24 protein-coding genes and 1 riboswitch are annotated in these 23,112 nt (G+C 72.4%); of the genes, 12 read left to right on the top strand and 12 right to left on the bottom strand.

The window, feature by feature from the left end:
* Nucleotides 1-15: 15 nt before the first annotated feature.
* From JJI54_RS06060 to JJI54_RS06040, 5 genes are all read right to left on the bottom strand, one after another.
* Entirely contained in the window at nucleotides 16-981 is a 966-nt protein-coding gene (locus JJI54_RS06060; RefSeq protein ID WP_203071831.1) for a Bug family tripartite tricarboxylate transporter substrate binding protein, read from the bottom strand.
* A gap of 64 nt (nucleotides 982-1,045) precedes the next feature.
* Nucleotides 1,046-1,810: an NTP transferase domain-containing protein gene (locus JJI54_RS06055; RefSeq protein WP_203071830.1), complete on the bottom strand. Its 765-nt coding sequence runs from the start codon at nucleotides 1,808-1,810 to the stop codon at nucleotides 1,046-1,048.
* An 81-nt stretch (nucleotides 1,811-1,891) separates the two neighbouring features.
* Entirely contained in the window at nucleotides 1,892-2,185 is a 294-nt protein-coding gene (locus JJI54_RS06050; protein WP_203071829.1) for a hypothetical protein, read from the bottom strand.
* A gap of 39 nt (nucleotides 2,186-2,224) precedes the next feature.
* Nucleotides 2,225-2,332: riboswitch (SAM-I-IV-variant riboswitch) on the bottom strand.
* A gap of 92 nt (nucleotides 2,333-2,424) precedes the next feature.
* On the bottom strand, nucleotides 2,425-2,769 hold the full coding sequence (locus JJI54_RS06045) for an FKBP-type peptidyl-prolyl cis-trans isomerase (RefSeq protein WP_203071828.1): 345 nt from the start codon (nucleotides 2,767-2,769) through the stop codon (nucleotides 2,425-2,427).
* 2 nt (nucleotides 2,770-2,771) lie between these two features.
* Complete coding sequence (locus JJI54_RS06040; protein WP_203071827.1) at nucleotides 2,772-3,200, bottom strand: DUF3830 family protein; 429 nt, start codon at nucleotides 3,198-3,200, stop codon at nucleotides 2,772-2,774.
* Nucleotides 3,201-3,333: 133 nt separating this feature from the next.
* Here JJI54_RS06040 and JJI54_RS06035 point away from each other — a divergent pair, with 133 nt between their 5' ends.
* The gene (locus JJI54_RS06035; RefSeq protein ID WP_203071825.1) at nucleotides 3,334-4,245 is read left to right on the top strand and encodes a YihY/virulence factor BrkB family protein; all 912 of its coding nucleotides are present in this window, start codon (nucleotides 3,334-3,336) and stop codon (nucleotides 4,243-4,245) included.
* A gap of 25 nt (nucleotides 4,246-4,270) precedes the next feature.
* Here JJI54_RS06035 and JJI54_RS06030 read toward each other — a convergent pair whose 3' ends face one another.
* The 3 genes from JJI54_RS06030 to JJI54_RS06020 all read right to left on the bottom strand — a co-directional run bounded on the left by JJI54_RS06030 (nucleotide 4,271) and on the right by JJI54_RS06020 (nucleotide 7,485).
* Entirely contained in the window at nucleotides 4,271-5,524 is a 1,254-nt protein-coding gene (locus JJI54_RS06030; protein WP_203071824.1) for an SDR family oxidoreductase, read from the bottom strand.
* A 121-nt stretch (nucleotides 5,525-5,645) separates the two neighbouring features.
* Nucleotides 5,646-6,392, bottom strand: coding sequence for a superoxide dismutase (locus tag JJI54_RS06025; protein ID WP_404817597.1), 747 nt, complete (start codon nucleotides 6,390-6,392; stop codon nucleotides 5,646-5,648).
* Between the two features lie 40 nt (nucleotides 6,393-6,432).
* A complete protein-coding gene (locus JJI54_RS06020; RefSeq protein ID WP_318987450.1) occupies nucleotides 6,433-7,485 on the bottom strand; it encodes an extracellular solute-binding protein in 1,053 nt (350 codons plus the stop codon).
* Between the two features lie 169 nt (nucleotides 7,486-7,654).
* Between JJI54_RS06020 and JJI54_RS06015 the strand changes: the two genes are divergently transcribed.
* The 4 genes from JJI54_RS06015 to JJI54_RS06000 all read left to right on the top strand — a co-directional run bounded on the left by JJI54_RS06015 (nucleotide 7,655) and on the right by JJI54_RS06000 (nucleotide 11,634).
* Nucleotides 7,655-7,993, top strand: a complete 339-nt coding sequence (locus JJI54_RS06015; RefSeq protein WP_203071823.1) for a DUF883 family protein — start codon at nucleotides 7,655-7,657, stop codon at nucleotides 7,991-7,993.
* A gap of 15 nt (nucleotides 7,994-8,008) precedes the next feature.
* Nucleotides 8,009-8,443: a hypothetical protein gene (locus tag JJI54_RS06010; protein WP_203071821.1), complete on the top strand. Its 435-nt coding sequence runs from the start codon at nucleotides 8,009-8,011 to the stop codon at nucleotides 8,441-8,443.
* A gap of 108 nt (nucleotides 8,444-8,551) precedes the next feature.
* Complete coding sequence (locus JJI54_RS06005) at nucleotides 8,552-10,597, top strand: HWE histidine kinase domain-containing protein (RefSeq protein ID WP_203071820.1); 2,046 nt, start codon at nucleotides 8,552-8,554, stop codon at nucleotides 10,595-10,597.
* A gap of 35 nt (nucleotides 10,598-10,632) precedes the next feature.
* Nucleotides 10,633-11,634 (top strand): enoyl-CoA hydratase/isomerase family protein, encoded by a 1,002-nt coding sequence (locus JJI54_RS06000; protein WP_203071819.1) that lies wholly within the window; start codon nucleotides 10,633-10,635, stop codon nucleotides 11,632-11,634.
* A 309-nt stretch (nucleotides 11,635-11,943) separates the two neighbouring features.
* On the opposite strand, the gene JJI54_RS05995 is transcribed toward JJI54_RS06000, so the two are convergent.
* A complete protein-coding gene (locus JJI54_RS05995) occupies nucleotides 11,944-12,696 on the bottom strand; it encodes a GntR family transcriptional regulator (RefSeq protein WP_203071818.1) in 753 nt (250 codons plus the stop codon).
* Nucleotides 12,697-12,824: 128 nt separating this feature from the next.
* Nucleotides 12,825-13,220 carry a hypothetical protein gene (locus JJI54_RS05990; RefSeq protein WP_203071817.1) on the bottom strand — a complete coding sequence of 132 codons (396 nt, stop codon included), beginning with the start codon at nucleotides 13,218-13,220 and terminating at the stop codon, nucleotides 12,825-12,827.
* A 299-nt stretch (nucleotides 13,221-13,519) separates the two neighbouring features.
* Here JJI54_RS05990 and JJI54_RS05985 point away from each other — a divergent pair, with 299 nt between their 5' ends.
* The gene (locus JJI54_RS05985; RefSeq protein ID WP_203071816.1) at nucleotides 13,520-14,377 is read left to right on the top strand and encodes a glycosyltransferase; all 858 of its coding nucleotides are present in this window, start codon (nucleotides 13,520-13,522) and stop codon (nucleotides 14,375-14,377) included.
* Nucleotides 14,378-14,386: 9 nt separating this feature from the next.
* On the opposite strand, the gene JJI54_RS05980 is transcribed toward JJI54_RS05985, so the two are convergent.
* Nucleotides 14,387-15,067: an SIMPL domain-containing protein gene (locus tag JJI54_RS05980; RefSeq protein WP_203071815.1), complete on the bottom strand. Its 681-nt coding sequence runs from the start codon at nucleotides 15,065-15,067 to the stop codon at nucleotides 14,387-14,389.
* A 164-nt stretch (nucleotides 15,068-15,231) separates the two neighbouring features.
* Between JJI54_RS05980 and JJI54_RS05975 the strand changes: the two genes are divergently transcribed.
* From JJI54_RS05975 to JJI54_RS05950, 6 genes are all read left to right on the top strand, one after another.
* Complete coding sequence (locus JJI54_RS05975) at nucleotides 15,232-16,797, top strand: ABC transporter substrate-binding protein (protein WP_203071814.1); 1,566 nt, start codon at nucleotides 15,232-15,234, stop codon at nucleotides 16,795-16,797.
* A gap of 21 nt (nucleotides 16,798-16,818) precedes the next feature.
* Nucleotides 16,819-17,160, top strand: a complete 342-nt coding sequence (locus tag JJI54_RS05970; RefSeq protein WP_203071813.1) for a hypothetical protein — start codon at nucleotides 16,819-16,821, stop codon at nucleotides 17,158-17,160.
* A 16-nt stretch (nucleotides 17,161-17,176) separates the two neighbouring features.
* Nucleotides 17,177-18,592 (top strand): amidohydrolase family protein, encoded by a 1,416-nt coding sequence (locus tag JJI54_RS05965; RefSeq protein WP_203071812.1) that lies wholly within the window; start codon nucleotides 17,177-17,179, stop codon nucleotides 18,590-18,592.
* Between the two features lie 87 nt (nucleotides 18,593-18,679).
* On the top strand, nucleotides 18,680-19,657 hold the full coding sequence (locus tag JJI54_RS05960) for a Bug family tripartite tricarboxylate transporter substrate binding protein (protein ID WP_203071809.1): 978 nt from the start codon (nucleotides 18,680-18,682) through the stop codon (nucleotides 19,655-19,657).
* Nucleotides 19,654-20,799 carry a mandelate racemase/muconate lactonizing enzyme family protein gene (locus tag JJI54_RS05955; RefSeq protein WP_203071808.1) on the top strand — a complete coding sequence of 382 codons (1,146 nt, stop codon included), beginning with the start codon at nucleotides 19,654-19,656 and terminating at the stop codon, nucleotides 20,797-20,799. The genes JJI54_RS05960 and JJI54_RS05955 overlap by 4 nt, the downstream gene beginning before the upstream one ends.
* On the top strand, nucleotides 20,799-21,704 hold the full coding sequence (locus JJI54_RS05950) for an EamA family transporter (protein ID WP_203071807.1): 906 nt from the start codon (nucleotides 20,799-20,801) through the stop codon (nucleotides 21,702-21,704). Before JJI54_RS05955 ends, JJI54_RS05950 begins: the two co-directional genes overlap by 1 nt.
* Here the strand turns inward: JJI54_RS05950 and JJI54_RS05945 are convergent.
* A complete protein-coding gene (locus tag JJI54_RS05945) occupies nucleotides 21,701-23,098 on the bottom strand; it encodes an amidase family protein (protein ID WP_203071806.1) in 1,398 nt (465 codons plus the stop codon). The two genes, JJI54_RS05950 and JJI54_RS05945, sit on opposite strands and share 4 nt — an antisense overlap.
* Nucleotides 23,099-23,112 lie beyond the last annotated feature (14 nt).

Raw genomic sequence — 23,112 nt, 5'->3', positions numbered from 1 at the left:
AAACGCTCGCGGGCATCACTCCGGCTGGATCCCCGCGAGGTCGGCGATGCGGCCGTTCTTCACGTTCTCCTGCGCGATGAAGGCGGCGAAGGCGGCGGGCGTGTCGGCGGTGAAGGCCTCCGCGCCCATCTCCACCAGGCGGCGGGCGATCTCGGCCTCCTGGCCGATCTCGTTCAGCTGGCGGGCCAGCGCATCGGTCGTGGCGGCGGGCAGGCCCTTCGGGCCCCAGACGGCGTACCACAGCAGGAAATCGATGCCGGTGACGCCGGCCTCCGCGACGGTCGGCACCTCGGGCATGGCGGCGCTGCGCGCGGGCGCGCCGATCAGGGCGAAGGCGCGCAGCCGCCCGGCCTGGACCAGCGACTGGGCGGAGAGTAGCGGCGCCACCATCAGCGTGACGTTGCCGGCGACGACATCGTTGATGGCCGGCGCCGTGCCCCGGTAATGCGCCACCACCGCGTCATCCGCGCCGATGGCGCGCTTCAGCCCCTCCGCGGCCAGATGCGCCATGGAGCCGGCGCCGGAGGTGGAGAAGGTGTAGTGGCGCGGGTCGCGCCGCATCGCCGCCACGAGTTCCGGCATGCTCCGCGCGCGGGACTGCTCGGGATGGCCGACGACGAGCAGCGGCGCGGTGGCCAGGCGCGCGATGGGCGTGAAGTCGGCGACGGGGTCGTAGGACAGGTTGCGCACGACGCGGCTGCCCATCAGGTGGATGTCGGCATTCACCAGGAAGGTGCCGCCATCCGGCGCGCTGCGCGCGACCTCCGCCGCGCCGATGGTGTTGTTGCCGCCGGCGCGGTTCTCGATCACCCAGTTCTGGCCGGAGCGTGCCGCCAGGCGCTGGGCGTAGAGGCGGCCGATGACGTCGATGGCGCCGCCCGGCGCGGCGGGCACCACCAGCCGCACCGCCCTGCCCTGCGCGAGGGACGGGCCGGCCAGCGGCAGCGCTGCCAGCGAGGCCAGAAGGCTTCTGCGGTCCATGGTGCCGATCCCCCCATCGATTGGGGTCAGGATCGCAGGCGGCCCGGTCGTGTCAATGCAAGCGTCAGGCGGCCTTCAGGTGCCGGGACAGGCGGCCCAGCGCCTGCGCCTCGATCAGCGCCTCCGGCGTGTCGAGGGGCGTGAGCTCCGCGGCGGGGCCCTGGATGGCGACCACCTGGCGGCCTTCCGCCCGCGCGGCGGCGACGATGCCGGTCAGGCGCAGCTCGCCCCGCGCCTCCGCCGGGCGCACGGCGCGCAGCCAGCGCACCAGGTCCGTGCTGCGGGCGCAAAGCACGCCGGCATCGCAGAGGCCGATGGCGCGTTCCGCCGCCGTCGCCTCCACCCAGGGCACCACGCGGTCCACCTGGCCGGTATCGGCGCAGGCGATGACGCGGGCCAGCGGCAGGGCGGTGGCGGGGCGGAAGGCCAGCAGGGCGAGGGCCGCGCCATCCTGCCGCGCATCGCGCAGGGATCGCAGCGTGGCGGGGGAGAGGCCCGGCAGGTCGCCCCGGATCACCGCGGCATCGCCCCGGAAGCCCGAGAGCAGCGGCGCGGCGAGCAGCGCGGCATGGGCGGCGCCGCGGCGGTCCTGCTGCACCAGGGTGCGGTGGGGCGGGGGTGCCGGCGGCATCCCGGCCATCTCCGGCCCGATGACCAGGATGGCGCGGCCGAAGACGGCGCCGGCGGCATCCAGCACATGGTGCAGCATGGGCCGCCCGCCGATGGGCTGAGCCGGCAGGGGCGGCGCGCCGGGCAGGCCGCGGCGTGCCGCGAGGATGATGGCGACGCCGGCGGCGGCGGAGGATCTGGGCACGCGCGATTGGGGCATGGGGCTTCCAGGCCTCTCGCAAAAGGCGAGCAGGCGGGGACGCCGCCGCAACCGGCATGCCATGCAGAATGCGGCAGGACCCTACCGCCGCATCCCGGCCGCGGCCGCCAGCAGCCAGCCGCGCAGCGCCGCGCGTTCATCGCCGTCGCGGATGCGCTCCACATGGATGGTCAGGTGGCCCGGGCGGCGATCCGGCAGGATGCGGATGGCCTGGGTCCAGGTCTCCGCCCCCCGGCGATGCAGGACGACGTAGAGGAGGGAGGGCGAACATCGCCCGAGGCGGTCCCGCCATTCGCAGAATGCGACGAATTCCGCCGCGTCATGCGGGCCGAGCAGAAGGGTGAGATCCGGGGGCGTCCCCGCGCTGTCGAGCATGCCGTCCTCCACTGGTCCAGGAGGTCGATCCGACGGCGGCGCTGCCCGATTGGTTGCCGGTGAGGCCGCATCCCCCCTTGCGGGAGCGCCACCTTGCCCGGGAAGGCAGGTTGGCGTTGGGCGTCGGCCCAACTCCTGATGCTGGGACAGCGTGTAGCGAGTTTTCCGGCGGGATGGCAAGGGGCGCGAAGGCCCCTCACCCAACCCCCTCCCCCCGGCGGGGGGAGGGGGCGAGAGGGTCAGCCGACGCCGAGCAGTTCCACGTCGAAGACCAGCGTGGCGTTGGGCGGGATCACGCCGCCGGCGCCGCGGGCGCCATAGCCGAATTCCGGCGGGATGGTCAGGCGGCGATGGCCGCCGATGCGCATCCCGGCCACGCCCCGGTCCCAGCCCTGGATCACATGGCCCGCGCCGAGGGGGAAGCTGAAGGGCTCCCCGCGATCGCGGCTGCTGTCGAACTTGCGGCCCTTGTTCTCCGGCGCCTTCGCGTCGAACAGCCAGCCGGTGTAGTGCACGGTCACCTGCTTGCCGGAGACCGCCATGGTCCCCGTGCCTTCGGTGATGTCGGTCATGCCAAGGGCCATGGTCAGCCTGCCTTCCTGAAGGTGATGGGCTTGTTGCCGTCCCACAGCACGGAACGCCCGATCCTGTAGAGCCGATCCAGCCCTTCGCGGATCGTGAGGAAATGGTTGCCCGCCAGCGGCCCGGCCTTGGAGGCGAAGGCGACGGCGCCATAGGCGAGCAGGATCTCCGTCTCGCTCACGCTGGTCGGCAGGCCGCCGGGATAGACGATGATCTGGCCGGGGGCGGGGTGGCTGGTCGCGTTCTCGTACCCGATGGAGAGGTCGCGTTCGCCCATCGGAATCCAGCAGGCCTCGCCGGACCAGCGGACATGGATGATGCGGTCGCTGAAGGGCAGCAATTCGCGGAAGCGGGCGACCGTCTTCGGCGCGTCCTTCTCCTCGTAGAAGGCGTGAAAGATCTCGCCCCCGATGTCGATCTCGATGTCGGCCATGCCGTGGTCTCTCCCGGTCTGTCGCCCGCCCCTACGACGCCCGGGGCGGCTTGCCAAGCCGGGCGGTCACGCGGATGCGCGCAACCGGGGCCGGGCCGGGCCGTTGCGGGTCGCGTGCGGATGGGATGCTGCGATGCGAAGGCGCGCCTGGTCGATCATCAGGGAGACGGTGGAGGGCTTCATCGCGGACGAGGCGATGACGCGGGGCGCCGCCATCGCCTGCTACACCATGTTCTCCATCGCGCCGCTGCTGATCGTGGCGGTCGCCATCGCGGGCTTCGCCTTCGGGGAGGAACGCGTCAGCGCCGCCGTCGCCGACCAGCTGCGCGCCCTGGTGGGGCGGGAGGGGGCGGCGGCGGTCGAGGCGATCATGGAGGGGATGGATGGCGACGAGGCCGGCCCGGCTTCCGGCATCCCCGCGCTGGTCAGCCTGGCGGTGCTGCTGGTCACGGCATCGGGCGTCTTCGCGGAGCTGCAATCGGCGCTGAACGCCATCTGGAAGGCGCCGCCGCCGCCGGTGACGATCTCGACGCTGCTGCGGGCGCGGCTGCTGTCGATCGGCCTGGTGGCGACGACGGGTTTTCTCCTGCTGGTCTCCCTGATCGCGTCGACGATCATCGCGACGCTCTGGCGCTGGACGGAACGGCTGGCGCCGGAGCTGGTGCCGCTGCTGCAGGGCGCCAACCTGCTGGTGTCCTACCTGCTGACCGCGCTGCTGTTCGCGGCGATCTACAAGATCCTGCCGGACCGGCGGCTGCGCTGGCGGGACGTGGCGGTGGGGGCGCTGTGCACGGCGGCGCTGTTCGGCATCGGGAAGGCGGCGATCGGCTGGTACATCGGCGGCAGCGGCATCGCGGCCAAGTATGGCGCGGCCGGCGCGCTCGTGGTCGTGCTGCTCTGGGTCTACTACTCCGCGCAGGTCTTCCTGCTGGGGGCGGAGTTCACCCGGGCCTGGAGCGGGCGTCTGCGCCGGCACAAGGCGCGGCCGGTGGGGGTGGATGCGCCGAAGGCGCGGGTGGAGGAAGACGGGGCGCCGGGCCGGTAGCCCGGCCGGCGCCCCCCTCCATGCCTCAGAACAGGCCGCTGCGGCGCGCGCGGCGGACCAGCGCGGCGCCGATCCGGGCGGGGTCGGGCAGCAGTTCCGCCAGGCGGCCGGAGGCCAGAAGGCCGGGCAGGTCCCGCGCCCGGGGCAGGTGGCGGTAGCCCGGCAGGTCCCGGGCGCGCGGCAGGTCCCGGTAGCCCGGGATGTCCCGCGCGCGGGGCAGGTGGCGCGGCAGGTGGTCCATGGCGAGGGAGACGATGCGCCCCCGCCCGCTGCGCCGCGCGGCGAGCGCGCCCGCAACCAGCGCCACGCCGCCGGCCAGCACGGCCAGCGTCGCCACCGGGTGCATCTGCGCTTCCAGCACCAAGCTCGATTGCCGCGCGGCGGGGCCGGGCAGGCTCGACCGTTCCTCGCCGCCCGGGCGACCTTCATGCAGGTTGTCGCGGCGGCCGGGGCGGCCGGCATGCTGGCTGGTCTGCGCGGCGCGGGCGCCCTTGGCCATCAGCGCATCGGTGGCGCGGGGGAAGAGCGTGCCGAGGACGGAGATCAGCACGCCGCCGCCGCCGACATAGAGGTCGCGCCGCGGCGTCGTGGCCGCGAAGGTGATGGCGCGGGCCACCACCTTCGGATCATAGGTCGGCGGCGGCACGGCCAGGCCCGGGGAGCCCAGCAGGTTGCGGGCGTGCTCCGCGAAGAGGCTGTCGATGGCGGCGGGCTTGATCAGCGTGACGCTGACCGGCGCGCCCTCCGCCTCCAGCTCCATCCGCAGCGCGTCGGTGAAGCCCTTCACCGCGTGCTTGCTGGCGGAATAGGTGCCCTGGTAGGCGATGGCGCGGTCGGAGAGCACGGAGCCGACATTGATGATGGCGCCGCCCCGCCGCTTCAGCCGCTGCGCCGCCACCAGGCTGCCATGCACCACGCCCCAGTAGTTGGTCTCGAACAGGCGGCGCTGGTCGTCGATCGGGGTCTGTTCCTGGGTGCCGTAGATGCTGGTGCCGGCATCGTTCACCCAGGTGTCGAAGCCGCCGAACTTTTCTTCAGTGAAGGCCGCCGCTTTCTCGACCGCATCGAGGTCGGCGACGTCGGCCACCACGTATTCGGCGCGGCCGCCGGATTCCCGGATGCCGTTCACGGCGGAGACGAGGGAGGGTTCGTCACGCGCGACCAGCACCACCGCGGCGCCACGGCCCGCGGCCATGCGGGCGGTCGCGAGGCCGATGCCGGAGGAGGCGCCGGTGATGACGATGGTCTGGTCGGAGAGCTTCTTCAGGCGGACGGCCATGGCGGTGACGAACCCTTGCGGTGATCGTCGGCAACGGCCGGAGGGGGGCGGGGGTTCCGGCGGGGGCCTCCCCCTCACCCAACCCTCTCCCCCCCCCCGGCGGGGGGGGAGGGCCCCGGGGTCAGACCGTCAGCGTGCCGGCCTTGGCCGCCGCGTAGCGGGTGGCGACCTTCGACCAGTCGATCACGTTCCACCAGTTCGCCGTGTATTCGGCCCGGCGGTTCTGGTAGCGCAGGTAGTAGGCGTGTTCCCAGACATCGTTGCCGATCAGCACGCGCTGGCCGTCCATCAGCGGATTGTCCTGGCCCGGCTTGGTAACGATGGCGAGGCGCCCGGCCTGCGTCACGGTGACGAAGGCCCAGCCGCTGCCGAAGACGCCGTTCGCCGCCGCGTTGAAGCGGTTGCGGAAGGTGGCGAAATCCGTGAAGTCCTGCGCGATGGCGGCGGCGAGTTCGCCCGTGGGCTCGCCCCCCTGCCCGCCCATGATGCCCCAGAACATGGAATGGTTGGCGTGGCCGCCGCCATTGTTGCGGACTGCGGTGCGCACGGCTTCCGGCACCTGGCCGAGATTCATCAGCAGCTGGTCGAGCGGCAGGGCCTGCAGCGCCGTATGCTCCCGCAGCGCCATGTTCAGGTTGTTGACCTGGCCGCCATGGTGGAAGCGCCAGTGCAGTTCCATGGTGCGGGCATCGATCGCGGCCTCATTCGCCTCGAAGGCATAGGGCAGCGGCGCGAGGGTGTGCGGGCCGGTCGGCGCCGGGGCTGCCTGCGCCAGCGCGCTGCGGGGCGTGGCCCAGAGGGTGGTGCCGACGGTGGCGCCCAGCGCGGCGCCGAAGCCGAGCAGGTGGCGGCGATGCATCATGGTCATGGGGTTTCCTTTCCCTGGGAGCGTGCTGCGACAGATGGTGTCAGGGCCGTGCGAGCCAATCGGCGAAGCGCCGGGACAGGCGATCCATGTTGTCCAGCCAGAAGCGGTCATCGATGCGCAGCGCCGTCGCGGCATTGGGCGGCGCGGTCGGCAGCGTGGCGAGGACGGGCGGCGGCAGCAGGGCATTCGCCTCCCGCGCCGTGACGCCATAGGGGATCAGCGGCGGCAGCAGGGCCTGCACCTGGGGCTGGCCGGCATAGGCCAGGAAATCCAGCGCCTGCGCCCGGTTCGGGCTGCCGCGCATGATCACCCAGCTGTCCAGCGTGGTGAGGTTCTGCGCCCATTGGATGCCGAGGTCGCGTCCATCCAGCGCATTCGCCGCGGCGATGCGGCCATTATAGGCGGCGGCCAGCGCCACTTCCCCGGAAGCCAGCCATTGCGGGGGCTGGGAGCCCCTTTCCCACCACACCAGCTCCGCCCTGATGGAATCGAGCCGCCGCAGCGCGCGATCCACGCCGGCCTCGGTCGCCAGCAGGCGATAGACCTCCGCCGGCGCGGCGCCATCGGCCAGCAGCGCGATCTCCAGCGTCGTCTTCGGGCCGCGGCGCAGCGCGCGGCGGCCGGGGATGCGGGCGGTGTCGAACAGATCCGCCCAGCCGCGCGGCGGCTGCGCCAGCCGGCCGCGGTCCCAGGCCAGCACGAAGGAATAGATCACGGCGCCGACGCCGCATTCATGCACGGCCTGGGGCAGGTAGCGTTCGGTGCCGCCGATCAGCGGCCAGTCCATCCGCTCGAACAGCCCTTCCTCGCAGCCGCGCAGCAATTCATCGGCCTCGACCTGCACCAGGTCCCAGTTGTTGTTGCCGTCGCGGATGCGGTCGCGCAGCACGGCGATGCCGCCATCCCAGGTGCCTTCCAGCATCCGCGCGCCGCGCGCCTGCATCCAGGGGCGGAAGAAGACCTCCCGCTGCGCTTCCTGATAGGCCCCGCCCCAGGAGACGATGGTGAGGTCGCGCATCTGCGCGCGCGCGGGCCCCGGGGACAGGCCGAAGGCCAGGGCCGCCAGCAGCATCCCGGCCAGCAGCAACCCCACGCGCCGTCGCCCCCCGCGGCCCCCGATCACCATCCCATCCTCGCCCGGCTTCCCTTGCGGCGAAGGTAGCGCGTCGCGCCGCCGCGTCGAAGGGGGATGCCGCGCCGGAACCCGATCACGGTCGCGACGTTCGTGCCGCGACCCCGATACCCGGATGAAGGAAGAGACCATGTCCCAGACCGCCAACGACCTGCGCAACCTGCGCGACGATGCCGTGGACAGCGGCAGCCGCCTGGCCGACGACGCGCGCGCGGAACTCGCCCGGCTGCGCGGGCAGGTGGAACGCCTGATGGAGGAGCGGGTGACGCCGGCGCTTGGCTCCGCCGCCGAGACGGTGGAGGATTACGGCCGCCGCGCGAAGGAGACGATCGAGGAGAACGCCTACGCGCTGTCCGACACGGTGCGGGAACGGCCGCTGGTGACGGTCGCGATCGCGGCGATCGGGGGCTACCTGCTCGGCCGGCTGATGGGCGGCAACACCTACGTCTATCCGGACAAGCACCGCTAAGGCGGGGCCGGAAGGATGCGCCTGTTCCGGCTCGCCCAGGCCGCCTGGCAGGCGGAAAGCCTCTACCTCCGCCGCACCAGCCGGGGCTACGCCATGCAGGCGGTCTACGGCGCGGCGGCGGCGGTCTTCGGGCTGCTGCTGCTGCTGATGCTCCACATCGCCGCCTTCGCGGCGCTGGTGCCGGGGCTCGGCCCGGTCTGGGCCGCGCTGCTGGTGGCCGGGGGCGACCTGGTGCTGGCGGCGATCCTGGGCATGATGGCGCGCAACCCGCCGCGCGACCCGGTGGCCGAGGAAGCGCTGCGCATCCGCCAGGCGGCGACGTCCCAGCTCTCCGACGGGGCGATGCGGGCGGCGATGCTGGCGCCGCTGCTGCGGAGCCAATCCGCCAAGAAGGGCCTGTTCGGCGCCGCGATCACCGCGGCGGTGGTGGGGCTGATGTCCCGCCGCTGAGGGAACCCGTTCCCGCCCGCGCCCGATGGTCACATGCTGGTGAGGGCGCCCCGGCCGGGGCGCCCTTGCAGCGCATGGCGGCTAAGGGAGGAGGAGGGGGGCGGCGAGATGCGGCAGGCGGCGCGCCCGGGGCGCAGGGAAGCGGGGGCGGAGGCGATCGACGTTGTCCCGGCGCCCCTGCCCGCGCCCGGGCTCGGTACCCCGCGCCGCATGCGGGCGGGCTTCGCCATCCTGGTCGCCGGCGTCATCGCCGCGCTGGTGCCGCTGGCCGGCATCGGCGCCTATGCGGCGCTGGAGGCCAATCGCGGCCATCGCGCGGAAACCGAGGCACGGCTGATGGAGGTGGCGCGCACCATCGCCGCCGCGCTGGACGCGGAGCTGAAGCTGCGCATCGGGCTGGCGCGCTTCCTTTCCTCTCTGGCCGCCTTCGATGACCTGGGCGAGGCATCGGGTGAGGAATTGCAGCGCCTGTTCCGGCGGGTGCAGGACAGCTCCGCCTCCCTCGGCGGCGCCAACCTCGCGGCCTGGATCGCGCTCGGCCCCACGGAGACGCCGCGGCGGATCGTCAGCACGCTGCAGCCCTTCGCGCGGCTCGATGCCCCCGTCTCCATCCCCGCGGCGGAGGAGGTGATCCGCCGCGCCGCCGCCACGCGCATGCCGGCGGTGGGGCGGCCCTTCGAAAGCGTGGCCACGGGGAATACCGGCCTCCTCATCGCCTATCCGGTGCTGCGGAACGAGGTGGTGGTGGCGGTGCTGACCATCAGCCTGCGGCAGTCGGAGGTGCAGGCGGTGCTGGGCGCGCAGGCGCTGCCGCAGGGCGTGATGGCCGGCGTGCTGCACCGCGGCGGGCAGCTGCTGGCACGGGTGCCGGAGGTGCATATCGGGGAGACGGTGCGCCCCGCCGTGACGGGCGCGATCGGCGCCGCGCCCAGCGGCAGCTTCCGCGGCCAGACCATCGATGGCCAGGCGGTGGTGGTGGCCTTCACGGCGCTGCACCTGGCGGGCGACTACGTCATCGGCGTCGCGGCCCCGGTGGCGGTGGTGGAAGCCGCGTGGATCCGGGCGCGGACCCTGCTGGCCATCGGCGGGGCGGCGGCGCTGGCGCTGACGGCGCTCGCGCTGCTGCTGTCCGGCGGCGCCTGGCGGTCCACCCGCGGGCTGGTGCAGAACCAGGATGCCTGGCTGAACATCGCGCTCGACAAGACCGGGCTGGCCACCTGGGAATCGGACCAGGCGACGGGCCGCGCCGTGTGGTCGCCCCGGCATTTCGACCTGCTGGGCTATCCGCGCGTGCCCGGCGGGCAGGTGCCGGCCGCGATGTGGTGGGAAGCGGTGCATCCGGAGGATCGCGCCCTGGTGCGGCAGCAATGGCGCGCCAGCGATGGCCACCCGGACGGGCTGCTGCGCCTGACCTACCGCATCATCCGCCGGCATGACGGCCAGGTGCGCTGGTGCGAGAGCATCGGCCGCTTCGTCGCCCCCGGGCGGCTGGCCGGCGTCATCATGGACGTCACCGAGCTGCGGCGGCAGGAGGAGGAACGCCTGCTGCTGGCGCGGGAGGTGGACCACCGGTCGAAGAACCTGCTGGCGGTGGTGCAGGCCATGGTCTCCATGACCCGGGCGGACAGCGTGGCGGGGCTGCGCGCGGCGCTGTCGCAGCGCATCCTCTCCCTGGCCAAAACGCATACGCTGCTGGCCCGCAACCGCTGGATGGGATCGACGGTGCGGGAAGTGGCGGAGAACGAGCTGCGCGCCCATGGCGATGCGCTGCGGCTGCGGGGCGCGGAAGTGGCGCTGCGCGCCGGCGCGGTGCAGCCGCTGGCCATGGCGCTGCACGAGCTTTCCACCAACGCGCTGAAATACGGCGCGCTGTCCGTCCCCGGCGGCATGGTGACGCTGGACTGGCACCGCGGCGCGGAAAGCCTGGTGCTGGAATGGGTGGAGGAAGGCGGGCCGCCCGCCCAGGCGCCGGCGACCAGCGGCTTCGGCAGCCGGATGATCGCGCGCGTGCTGGCGCAACTCGGCGGCGGCATCGAATTCGACTGGCGGGCGGAGGGGCTGCGCGCCGTCATCGCCATGCCGCTGGACCGCATCGCCCCCGGCGGCAGCGACGAGCCCGCCGATGCGGTTGCGCTGGACGGCGGGGCCGCGTAACGCGACGTCCCATGCCGACCCCGGGAGGGACCTGAATGGGCGAAGCCGCCGAAGCCACCGTGATCCTGGCGCGCGAAGGCGCCGCGGGCACGCTGCTGATGAACCGCCCGCGCGCGCTGAACGCGCTGGACCTGCCGATGATCGAGGCCTTCGCCGCCGCCATCCCCGCCCTGCGGGACGACCCCGCCGTGCGGCTGGTCATCCTGGAGGGCGCCGGCGGCAAGGCCTTCTGCGCCGGCGGCGACGTGCGGCGCATCCGCGAACTGGCGCTCGCCGGCGATGCCGCCGGGATCGAGGCCTTCTTCGCCGGCGAATACGGCGTGAACGCCGCCATCGCCGGCTTCGGCAAGCCCTGGACCAGCCTGATCGACGGCGTCTGCATGGGCGGCGGCATCGGCGTCTCCGTCCATGGCAGCCACCGCATCGTCACCGACCACGCGCTGCTCGCCATGCCGGAAACCGCCATCGCCCTCTTCCCCGATGTCGGCACCAGCCATGTGCTGCCCCGGCTGCCCGGGGCCATCGGCACCTGGCTGGCCCTGACCGGCGCGCGGCTGCGCGGGGCGGAAGCGGTGGAAGCGGGCCTCGCCACCCATTTCGTGAAGCGGGAGAGGTTGCCCGCGCTCCGCACCGCGCTGCTGGCGGGCGATGCCGGCGCCGTGGACCGCCTGGCCGAAGCCGTGCCGCCCGGCCCCATCGCCGCGCAGCGTCCCGCCATCGACCGCTGCTTCGGCCACGCCACCCTGCCCGCCGTCCAGGCCGCACTGGCCGCCGAAGGCACCGAATGGGCCGCGACCCAAGCCGCCATCCTGGCCCGCATGTCGCCGACCAGCATGGCCGTGACCCTCGAACTGCTGAAGCGCGGCGCCGGGCTGGACCTGGCCGGCTGCCTGGCCATGGAACTGCGCCTGACCCGCGCCGTGACGATGCACCCGGACTTCGCCGAAGGCGTCCGCGCCGTGCTGGTGGACAAGGACAACAACCCCCGCTGGCAACCCACGCCCGACCCGGCCACGGTCGCGGCGATGTTCGGGTAGCGGGGGCGCGGCGCCCGGCCGACGTCTGGCTGTGCTCCTGGCCCCGGCGAGGGGCTGCGCGCCCCTCTCCGGACCTCACCCGCGCCAGGGGCGTCGCGCCCCTGGACCGCGAGGCTATCAGTGGAGTGAGGGAGGGGCACCGAACGACCGCTGGTCCGAAACGCGCGTCGTGCCCCTCCCTCACTCCACTGATCTCATGGGTTCCCAAGGGCCCGCTGGCCCTTGGCAGGGTTGGGGTACGGGGAAGGGACGGCGTCCCTTCCCCGGGCAAGCGGCGCAACCGCACGCCCGACCAGGCGCCGCGCCCCTCTACCGGAGCTTCACGTCGATCCGGACCATGTCTCCGCGGTAGATGCCGTTGGCGATGAGGAGGGTGGTGCCGCCGGGGTCCATGGCGGTGCGGTGGACATGGGCGACGGGGGCGTTGAGGGGCAGGTGGAGGGCGGCGGCGGTTTCCACATCGGCGCTGCCGATGGTCAGCGTCTGGCGGGCTTCGGCGATGGTGACGCCGGGCAGGCCGGCGACCAGTTTCAGGCTGGTCTTGGTGACCAGGTCCTCGGCCGTGACCTTGGCGGAGAGGCGGTCATCCATCCAGACATCGGCCAGCAGGAAGGGTTGGCCGTTGCGCCAGTGGCGGCGGCGGAGGTGCCGGTAGCTCGGCGCCGGTTGGCCGGCATGGGCGGGGGCGACGCTGCCGTCCTGGTTCGGGTGGTCGGAGAGGATCTCGATCTCGGCGCCCTCGCGGGAGCGCAGCAGGCCGTTCCAGTCCGTCTCCACGTCGCACCAGAGGCGGTCGGGTGGCGTGGCGCGGACGAAGGTGCCCTTGGCGCGGAAGCGTTCGATGAGGCCTTCCTGGGCCAGCTGGTCCAGCGCCTGGCGGATGGTGGCGCGGGCCACGCCGCATTCGGCGGCGAGTTCATCCACGGTCGGGATCTGCTTGCCGGCCGCCCAGATGCCTTGTTCCACGCGGTGGCGGAACAGCGTGGCCAGCTGGAGGTAGCGGGCGACGGCGCTGCGGTTGAGGTCGGGGGCCGGGCGGGGCGTGCCCGTGGAATGGTTCATGCGGGCATCCGGGTTACGCCGCCCGGGCGCGGGCGTGGCCGGACGCTAATGCTGGCGCGGGCGAAAGGCCACATCATTCGCCTTTCGCCGCCCATCCTGCGCGATCGCGGTCCCGCGCTGGTGCCGGTTCAGGCGCCGGCGCGCATGATCTTCGGGATTTCCTCCCGGAACCGGAAGCGCAGCGCGGACCAGGTATCGTCCAGCGCCACCTGCGTGACCGGCAGCAGGCCTTCCGTGGTCAGCGGGTCCCAGCCATGGTCCCGGTCGAGGTCGGAGCGCACCGGGCCGGTCTTTTTGGGGTAGGCGAACCACAGCCTGGCCCCGATTCCGTAGAGGTTCAGCGCGCGGGGCGCGACCGAGCGCAGCGTCGCCTTGTCCGCGGCGAAGGCCAGGATGAGGTCCGCGGCGGCGGTCGCCCCGTTCGGCAATCCAAAGGTCATTCCCTGCGGGGCACCCAGCACCGCGCAGGCCATCCCCGGGCGGTAGCCAAGTTTGCGCGCCACCTCCCCGATCACGACACCCATTCGAGTCTTTTCCGTCACCGAGTTGCCATCAGAGAAGGCGGTCTAGCGCATAAGTGGGCGGCGCGCATGCATTCAATGGGCAGGTCCGCCCTGCGTTTTTTGTCATCTTTGTTCGAAACGCGCGAATTCGGCTTCTGTTCCTGACTTATCCACACGCCGTCGTCCGATCATATACGAAGCAGCGCATGACCAAGGCATGAGCAGATCGTCATCCGGCAAGGGCCGGCGGGCGAATCCGGGGCGACTCCGCGGCGGGTGCCGCTTGCCCCGGCGCCGCGGGGCGTGGCACGGGGCGGGCGATGGATTCCTCCCTTTCCCGCGTCACCGTCGTGACCGTCACCTGGGCCAGCGAGGGCGCGATGCGGGGCTTCCTGGCCGCGCTGCCGCCGGGCGTGGCGCTGGTGGTGGTGGACAATGCCAGCCCGGACGGCACGGTGGCGGCGGTGCGCGCGGCGCGGCCGGGGGCGGTGGTGGTGGAGAACGGCACCAATCTCGGCTTCGGGGCGGGGTGCAACCGGGGGCTCGACCGGGTGGGGACGGAGTTCGCGCTGCTGGCCAACCCCGATGCCAGGCTGACGGCGGCGGCGATCGCGGGGCTGGTGGCGGCGGCGGAGGCGCATCCGGCGGCCAGGCTGGTGGCGCCGCTGATCCTGGACGGGGAAGGGCGGCCGGTCAGGTCCTGGAACGCGTCGCATCTCCGCCGTGGCGGGATGCCGGGGCGGCGGGAGGGGGAGCCCTGGCCGGCGGGGCCGTTCTGCGCCGACTATGCCTCCGGCGCCTGCCTGCTGCTGCGGCCGCGGGAGGGGCTGCGCTTCGATGAGCGCTTCTTCCTGTTCTACGAGGATGACGACCTCTGCCTGCGCGCCGGCGGCGTGCTGGTGGAGCCCGCGGTGGGCGTGGCGCATGAGGGGGGGCGATCCTCCGGCGGGTCGGCGCGCGTCACCTGGCGGAAGGCCTGGCACATGGCCTGGTCCCGCCTGCTGTTTCTCCAGCTGCATGGCGGCGGCGCCGGGCGCGAGGCGTGGCGCATGGCGGGGCGCCATGCGGGCAAGCTGCTCGGCCATGCGGTGACGCTGCGGGCGCGCAAGGTGGTGGCGGATGCCGGCGCGCTGGCGGGGACGCTGGCCTGGATCGGGGGGCGGCGGCGGGCGGTGTGACCGCGCGGCTCAGCGCGGGCGGAGCACCACCACCGCCTCCACCGTCGCGGCCACGGTGATGTCCTCCGCGATCGCGACGGGCGGGGTGGGGCCGCTGGCGCTGCTGGCGCGCATCGCGGCCATGGGTACCGGGCGGGGGGCGCGGTCCGGCGCATCGATCCGGACCTCCCGGATCCCGGCCACGGCGAGGTTGAGCTGCGCGGCGAGGGCATCGGCGCGGCGGCGCAGCGCATCGAGCGCGAGGCGGGAGGCTTCCTCCCGCGCCATGCGGGCGGCGTCGCGCGTCAGGGTCCAGGTGAGGGACTGCATCGCCAGGCCCTGGGATTGCAGCGTGGCGGCGAGGTCGAGCAGCGGGGCGGCTTCCGCCCCCCGCAGCGTGACGGATTGCGCGGCCTGCCAGCCTCGGCCTTCCTCGCCCCGCGCGGTCCAGTAGCCGCCGGTGGAGACGCGGATGGAGGAGACGGCCTGCGCGCGGGTGACGGCGGCGGTGATGGCGCGGTTCACCGCTTCCTGCGCCGCGGCGGCGGAGGGGGCGCGGGCCTCGGCGCGGAGCGTCGCCACCACCTCATCCGGCGCGCGGGAGATTTCGGCGGTCTCGGACAGGTGCAGCGTGGTCTCCACCGGCTGCGCGGCGGCCAGCGCGGGCAGGGTGGCGAGGGCGGCGCCGAGGATGAGCAGGCGGCGATGCATGAACGGCGTTCCTTCGTAGACGATCAGACGGCGATCACGCGCTGCTTATCACGCAGGTCGTGGCGGGATGGCGGCGGGACGGCGGCGACGTTCGGAAGGCGGTTGACGATTCCGCGATGCGGACGGACGCTCGCCCGACCCCAGCCGCCGGAGAATCCCGCCGCATGCGCCACCTCGCCCTTGCCGCCCTGCTCGCCCTGGGCTCGGTCCCCGCCGCGGAGGCCCGCAACTTCACCTGGGCCTTCAACGCGGATGTGCTGACGCTGGATCCGCACAGCTCCAACAACACCTTCACCAACACCTTCATGGGCAATGTCTATGAGGCGCTGGTGCGGCACAACGACCGGATCGAGATCGAGCCGGCGCTGGCGGAGAGCTGGGAGCGCACGACGCCGACGGTTTGGCGCTTCAACCTGCGGCGCAACGTGGTGTTCCACAATGGCGAGAGCTTCGACGCGGACGACGTGGTCTTCACCTGGGCGCGGGTGAACACGCCGGGGTCGATGGCGCGCGGGCTGCTGGGATCGATCAAGGAGGTCCGCAAGGTGGACAGCCATGTGATCGAGATCGAGACGCATCGTCCCTTCCCGATCCTGCCGGCCTCCATCACGCAGTTCTTCATCATGGATGAGGGCTGGAGCCGCGCGAACAACGCGACGGAAGCCGCAAACCTGGCGGGGCAGCAGGAAAGCGGCGCGACGCGGATCGCCAATGGCACGGGGCCCTTCCGCATCGTGGAACGGCGGCCGGATGAGCGCACGGTGCTGGAGCCGCATGCGGGCTGGTGGGACCGGCCCGTGCACAACCTGACGCGCGTGACCTTCCAGCCGATCCGCAGCGCCGCGACGCGCACGGCATCCCTGCTGTCCGGCGCCATCGACGCGAATGTGGAGGTGCCGCTGCAGGACATCCCGCGCCTGCTGCAGGACAACCGCGTGCAGGTGATCGAGGGGCCGGAGCTGCGCACCATCTATCTCGGCTTCGACCATGAGCGGGACGAGCTGCTGTACAGCGACGTGCGCGGCCGCAATCCGCTGAAGGACCGACGGGTGCGGGAGGCGATCTACCGCGCCATCGACGTGAACGCGCTGGTGCGCACCGTGATGCGGGAGAAGGCCTGGCCGGCGGGGATGATGGTGAGCCCCTTCCTGACCGGCGCGCCGCAGGACCTGAATGGCCGCCTGCCCTTCGACCCCGATGGCGCGCGGCGCCTGCTGGCGGAGGCCGGCTATCCGCAGGGCTTCACCGTCGGCATCGTCTGCCCCAACGACCGCTACGTGAATGACGAGCGCACCTGCCAGGCGATTGCCGCCATGCTGGCGCGGGTCGGCATCCGGCTGCAGCTGCAGAGCGAGCCGACGGCGGTGTGGTCCCGCCGCACGGCCAACCGCGACTTCTCGATCTATCTGCTCGGCCATGCCGGCCTGCCGCTGGCGGACAGCTATTCCACGCTGAACGAGGTGCTGCGGACGGCGACGCGGACGACGGGCGGGCTGAACTATGGCCGCTGGAGCAACGCGGCTTTCGACGCGCTGGTGGAGCAGGCGGCGGAAGCGGCGGATGAGACGGCGCGGCGCCGCTTCATCCGCGACGCGCTGGCGATCGAGCGGGCGGAGATCGCGCATGTGCCGCTGTTCCAGCAGCCCATCGCCTGGGCGGCGCGGCGGGGGATCGACCTGCGCCAGGCGCCGGACAACCGGCTGCGGCTGTGGCTGGTGAAGGTGGAGTGAGGGGCGGCGCCACCTTCCGCCATGAAGGCGCTGGACGATCTGCTGCTGCTGCCGAACGTCCTGCGCGTGTTCAGGCGCCATCCCGCCGATCCCGCCTGGTATCTGTTCAAGGAAGGGTGGCCGTGGAGCGGCGTCTGGGCGATCCATCGTCGAACCGACATGCAGGGGACGGATCTGTTCTTCAGTCTGAGCAGGTGGGACTGGACCACCTCGATGACGCCGTTGTTCGCGGTGCCGTTCTTCTGGCTGTGGATGACGGTGGCGCGGCGGCGCTGGCTGAAGCAGCACGCGCATCGCATGCCGCCGGCGATATGGCGGGACGGGCTGCGGCTCGATGACGAAGCACGATCAACGAATGACTGACTGACCAGGAGACTCCATGACCGATCTTCTCATCCGCGGCGGCGTCCTCATCACCATGGACGCCACACGCCGTGTCATCGATGACGGCGCCGTCGCCATCAAGGATGGCCGCATCGTCGCCGTCGGGCCGACGGCCGAGGTCGTCGCGGCGCATGGCAACGCGACCACGGTGATCGAGGCCAAGGGCCGCGCCATCCTGCCGGGCCTCATCGATGGCCATGCCCATGCGGGCCATGGGCTCGTGAAGACCATGGGCAACAATGACGGCGCCGCCTGGTCCGAGGCCTGCCGAATCATCTACACCCTCGCTTCCCCTCCTTCCTTCTGGAAGGCGGAGGCGATGCTGGCGGCGCATGAGCGGCTGCGCTTCGGCGTGACCACGGGCGTGTCGCTGCTCGGCGGCGGGGACAGCATCGGGCGCGTCGATGACCCGGCCTTTGCCGACGCGCATGCGACGGCGACGGAGGCGGTCGGCATCCGCAGCATCCTGGTCGTCGGGCCGACGCGGCCGCCCTTTCCGCGGCCCTATGTGGGGCCGGATGGCGTCGAACGCCCCGTCTCCTTCGAGCAGCAGCTGGAGACCATCACCGCGGCGCTGGAGGCCTGGCACAACAAGGGCCGCGTGAAGCTGGCGACGCTGATGCCGGTGTACCGGGAAGCGAAGCACGATCCGGCGAAGGTGCGCGAGATCGAGCGCCAGGGACGGCTGGTGCGCGACATCGGCAGGAAGCACGGCGCCTGGTTCCACCAGGACGGCCACCGCCAGGGCAGCATCGAGATGGCGGACCGCATGTTCGGCCTGATGGGGCCCGACAGCTGGCACAGCCACTGCACCGACCTGACGGATGCGGATATCGAGACGCTGGTGCGGACCGGTGCCTCCGTCGTGCACAACCCCTCCGCCATCGCCGCCGTGCGGGGGTACTGCCCGGCGCCGAAGATGATGGAGGCGGGCGTCACGGTGATGATCGGGTCGGATGCGACGGCGCCCGACCGCAGCGGCGACATGTTCCGCCACATGTTCCAGTGCATCCGCTACCATCAGCGCCACTTCCGCGACGAGACGATGATCCCGCCCGGCAAGGCGCTGGAGATGGTGACGATCGACGCCGCCAAGGGCATGGGGCTCGATGCGGAGATCGGCAGCCTCGAGGTCGGCAAGAAGGCGGATGTGATCACCGTCGATCTGACCGGGCCGCATATGGTGCCGGCCAATATGCCGGTGGCGCGCGTGGTCTATTTCGCCAATGGCCATGACGTGATGGATGTCGTCGTGGACGGCAATGTCCTGATGCGGGACCGCGTGACGCCGCATCTGGATGCGACGGAGATCGCGACGGCGGCGTGGCGGGAGGCGGATGCGATGCTGGAGAAGTCCGGCCTGCGGCACATGACCGTGGAGGATCCGGGCTGGGGCAAGGTGAAGCGGTAGGATCTGCCCCGCGCGCGGCGCGCTGGCCGCGCGCGATGGGCTGGGTGATGATCGCCCCCGGGAAACGCCACCCGGGGACCAGGAACCATGCCGCAGCGCCGCGCCCTTCTTGCCTCTGCCCTTGCGGGCCTCGCCGTGCCGCGGCTGGCGCGGGCGCAGGCCTGGCCGGCCAGGCCGATCCGGCTGCTGCTGCCGGATACGCCGGGCAGCGGGAATGACAGCACGGCGCGCATCTTCTCCCACTACCTGGAACAGGGGCTCGGCCAGCCCGTCGCGGTGGACAACCGCGGCGGCGCCGGCGGGCGGATCGGGGTGGAGGCCGCCTTCCGCAGCCCGGGCGATGGCTACACCTGGCTGCTGGGCAATGCGGGATCGAACGGCATCAACGCCGCGCTGTATCGCGACCTGCCCTATGACCTCGAGACGTCCTTCATCCCCGTTTCGCTGCTCGTCACCGGGCCGAACCTGCTGGCAGTGAACACGCGGGCGCTGCCGGTGAAGAACGTGCAGGAGTTGATCGCCTACGTCCGGGCGCGGCCGGGGCAGGTCAACTATGCCTCCGCGGGGCCGGGGTCCTCCGCGCATTTCTCGATGGAGCTGTTCAAGTCGGTGGCGGGGCTCGACCTGACCCACATCCCCTATCGCGGCGCGCCGGCCATGGCGCAGGCGGCGGTGCAGGGGGATGCGCCGGTGCTGATCGGCAACCTCGTCAACGTCATGGGCTTCATCCAGCGGGGCGAGCTGACGCCGCTGGCGGTGACGAGCCTGACGCGGAGCGTCGACCTGCCGGAGGTGCCGACGCTGGACGAGAGCGGCCTGCGCGGCTTCGAGACGCTGGCCTGGAACGCGCTGTTCGCGCCGCCCGGCACGCCGGCGCCGATCGTGGCGCGCATGCTCGCCGAATTGCAGCGGGTGGCGGCGATCACGGAGGTGCGGATGCGGCTGCGGGCGCTGGGCGGCGACCTCGTCGCCTCGGCGCCCGAGGTGCTGGCCGCGCGGGTGCGGGCCGATATCGCGCGGTGGAAGGACCTGGCGCAGCGCGCCAATATCAGGATCGACGGATGATCATCGAGCGCATCGCCTTCCGCGGCCTCAACGTCACGCCCAAGACCAACTGGTGCTTTCTCGAAGTCACGACGACCGATGGGCTGACGGGCCTCGGCGAATGCACGCTGGCGAACCAGGAACCGCTGGTGGCGGCGGAGGTCGCGCGGCTGGATGCGCTGCTGCGCGGGCAGGATGCGGGGGCGCGCAACCGCATCGCGCGCTGGCTGCCGCATGCGCCGGGCGGGCTGGTGGCGGCGACGGCGCTTTCCGCGCTGGACCAGGCGCTGTGCGACCTGGCGGCGCAGCGGGCGGGCCAGCCGATCCATGCCTGGCTGGGCGGCGCGCTGCATGATCCCGTCACGCTCTATGCCAACATCAACCGCGGCACGAATCCGCGCACGCCGGAGGGTTTCGCGGCCGCCGCGCGGCGCGCGGTGGCGGAGGGGTTCGTCGCGGTGAAGCTGGCGCCCTTCGAGCCGCTGGTCTGGGAGGATGGCCACACGCCGGCCAACCGCGCGGCCTATGCGGAGGGGCTGGCGCGCATCGCCGCGGTGCGGGATGCCGTCGGGCCTGATGTCGCCGTCATGGTGGATGCGCATTGGCGCTTCTCCGCCGGCGGCGCCGCGGCGCTGGTGCGGGATGTCGCGCCCTTCGCCCTGTTCTGGCTGGAATGTCCCGTGGCGGAGGCGAACCACCGCGAGATCGTCCGGCTGCGCGGCATGGCGAATGACCGCGGCATGCGGCTGGCGGGGGCGGAGACGCTGTCGGGGCTCGCTGCCTATCGCCCGCTGGTCGAGGCCGGCTGCTACGACGTGCTGATGCCCGATGCGAAGCATGCCGGCGGCATCGAGGAGATCCGCCGCATCGGCGCGCTGGCGCAGACGGCGGGGATCGAGATGGCGCCGCACAACCCGACCGGGCCCGTGTGCCACGCGCATTCGGTTCATCTCTGCGCCTCCATCCCGAATTTTCTCATGCTGGAGGTCCAGTTCGGGGAGACGGAAGCCTTCTTCGATATCGTGGAAGGCGAATCGCTGCGCTTCGATCGCGGCACCGCGCGCCTGCCACAGGCGCCGGGGCTCGGCGTGAAGCTCCGGCAGACATCGCTGCCGGAATGGAAGCGCATGGACCGGCCCTGGCTGGACCCGAGGCTCGGGTGATGCCGGGCTGGATCGTCTTCAGCGTCGCGGCGGCGCTGTTCCAGTGCTGGCGGACGGCCATGCAGCAGCGGCTGCGGGACCAGCTTTCCGTCAATGCGGCAGGGGTAGTGCGTTACCTCTATGGCGTGCCGCTCGGCGTGGCCCTCGCCGCGGGATACGGGGTGGCGATGGGGTATTCGCTGCCGGCGATCGGGCTGCTGGTGCTCGGCCTCTGCGCGGCGGCGGGGTTCCTGCAGATCCTCGGCACCAACCTGCTCATCATGGCCTTCGGCTATCGCAACTTCGCCGTCGGCACCGCCTATTCGAAGACCGAGGCGATGCAGACGGCCGTCGTCGCCACCATCCTGCTGGGCGAGCACCTCTCGCCGCTGGCCTGGGCCGGCATCTGCGTGGGCGTCGGCGGCGTGCTGTACCTGTCGCTCGCGGGGCGCGGCACGACGCCGATGGAATTGCTGCGCGGCGTGACTCAGCCGGCGGCGCTGTGCGGCATCGGCGCCGGCTTCTGCTTCGGCTTCACCGGCGTGCTGATCAAGGCGGCGAACCAGGCCATGCCGGGCGATGACCTGATCTTCAAGGCGCTGCTGATCCTGGCGATGACGAATGCAATGCAGACGGTGATGCAGGGCGGCTACCTGGCCTGGCGGGAGCCCGCGCAATTCGTGGCCGTCTTCCGCAGTTGGCGGATCTCCGCGCAGGTCGGGACGCTCTCCGCGCTCGGCTCCGCCTGCTGGTTCTCCGCCTTCGCGCTCGCCCCGGTCGCCATGGTGCGCGCGGTGGGGCAGGTGGAGATCCTCTTCACCCTCGCCTTCTCCCGCTTCTACCTGCGGGAGAAGGCGAAGCGCGCCGATGTGGTGGGCGCGCTGGTGGTGGTCTCGGGCGTCGTGCTGGTGCTGCTCGGCCGTTAGGCCTGGGGGTCGATGGGGCTGGCGGGGGTGCCCGCGGCCTCGATGGCCTCGGCGGCGGTGAAGAGCAGGTCTTCCCGGTAGCGGCCGGCCAGCAGCTGCACCCCGACCGGCACGCGGCCGACCAGGCCGGTGGTCACCACCAGGCCCGGCAGGCCCATCAGCGGCAGGCCGACCTGGGTGAGTTGCGCTTCCATGATGCGGCGGAAGCTCTCCGTCGACTCCACATCCGACTGGTCGCGGAAGGGCAGCTCCGCGGAGACGGGCGTGATGGCGACAGGGTATTTCTCGAAGAACTGCATCCAGACGCGGACGAAATGCGCGCGCTTCTGCAGGCCATCCTGGAAGGCGTTGAGGTCCGGCGTCGGGCAGAGCTCCTCCATCGCGGTGAAGATGAAGGTGGCGTCGGCATCGCCTTCCTGGTGCAGCGCGGCGTTGAGGCCGCGGCGGCTCTCGGCCAGCCAGAGCATGGCCTGGATGGCGGCGGGCTCCCGCAGCGGGGGCACGTCCACCTCCTCCACCGTCCAGCCGGCGGCCTCCAGCCGGCGGGCGGCGTCGCGCAGCGCGGCCTCGACCTCCGGCGTCGTCGGCATCCCCTCCGGCCGCACGCTGAGCGCGGCGCGCTTCGGCGCGGGCGGACCCTCGGCGGGGGCATCGACCCACCAGGGGTCGCGGATGTCCCGCTGGCTCATCGCGGCGAAGGACAGGCGGAGGTCACCGATGGTGCGCGCGAGGGGGCCGGAGACGGCCATGATTTGGCCGCCGATGGCACGCTCCGCACCGCTGGCATTCCAGACGGGGATGCGGCCGAGCGTGGGCCGCAGACCATGGATGCCGCAGGCATAGGCGGGGTAGCGGATGGAGCCGCCGATATCCGTGCCGTGGCCGACCGCGCCGATGCCCGCCGCCGTCGCCGCCGCCGCGCCGCCGGAGGAGCCGCCCGGCGTGATGGAGGGGTCGCGCGGGTTCTTCGTGTGGCCATGCAGGGAGTTGCGGCAGAACCAGCGCAGGCTGAAGGCCGGCGTGTTGGTCCGCCCCAGCAGCACGGCGCCGGCCTTGCGGAAATTGGCGACGACCGGGTTGTCCTGCTTCGCGATGAGATCCTTCTGGATCCGCAGCCCGTTGGTGGTGGCGTAGCCTTCCTGGTCCACATTGACCTTGATGGTGACGGGCACGCCGGCCATGGGGCCGGGATTCTCCCCGCGGGCGATGACGGCATCGATGGCGGCGGCCTGGGCCAGCACATCGGCGGGACGATGGTCCACCACGGCGTTGAGGGCGGGGTTCACCGCATCGAGGCGCGCGAGGGCATCCTTCGCGACCTCCGTCGCGCTGGCCTGGCGGGTGCGGACCAGGGTGGCGATCTCGGTGGCGGGAAGGCGCCAGAAGGTGGTCATGCGGGGCTCCGTGG

Origin of the sequence: Falsiroseomonas ponticola, from assembly GCF_016805305.1 — a bacterium.
Classification (GTDB): Bacteria; Pseudomonadota; Alphaproteobacteria; order Acetobacterales; family Acetobacteraceae; genus Falsiroseomonas; species Falsiroseomonas ponticola.
The sequence above is the reverse complement of the archived record's forward strand: the minus strand, read 5'-3'. Positions and strand labels throughout refer to the sequence as shown.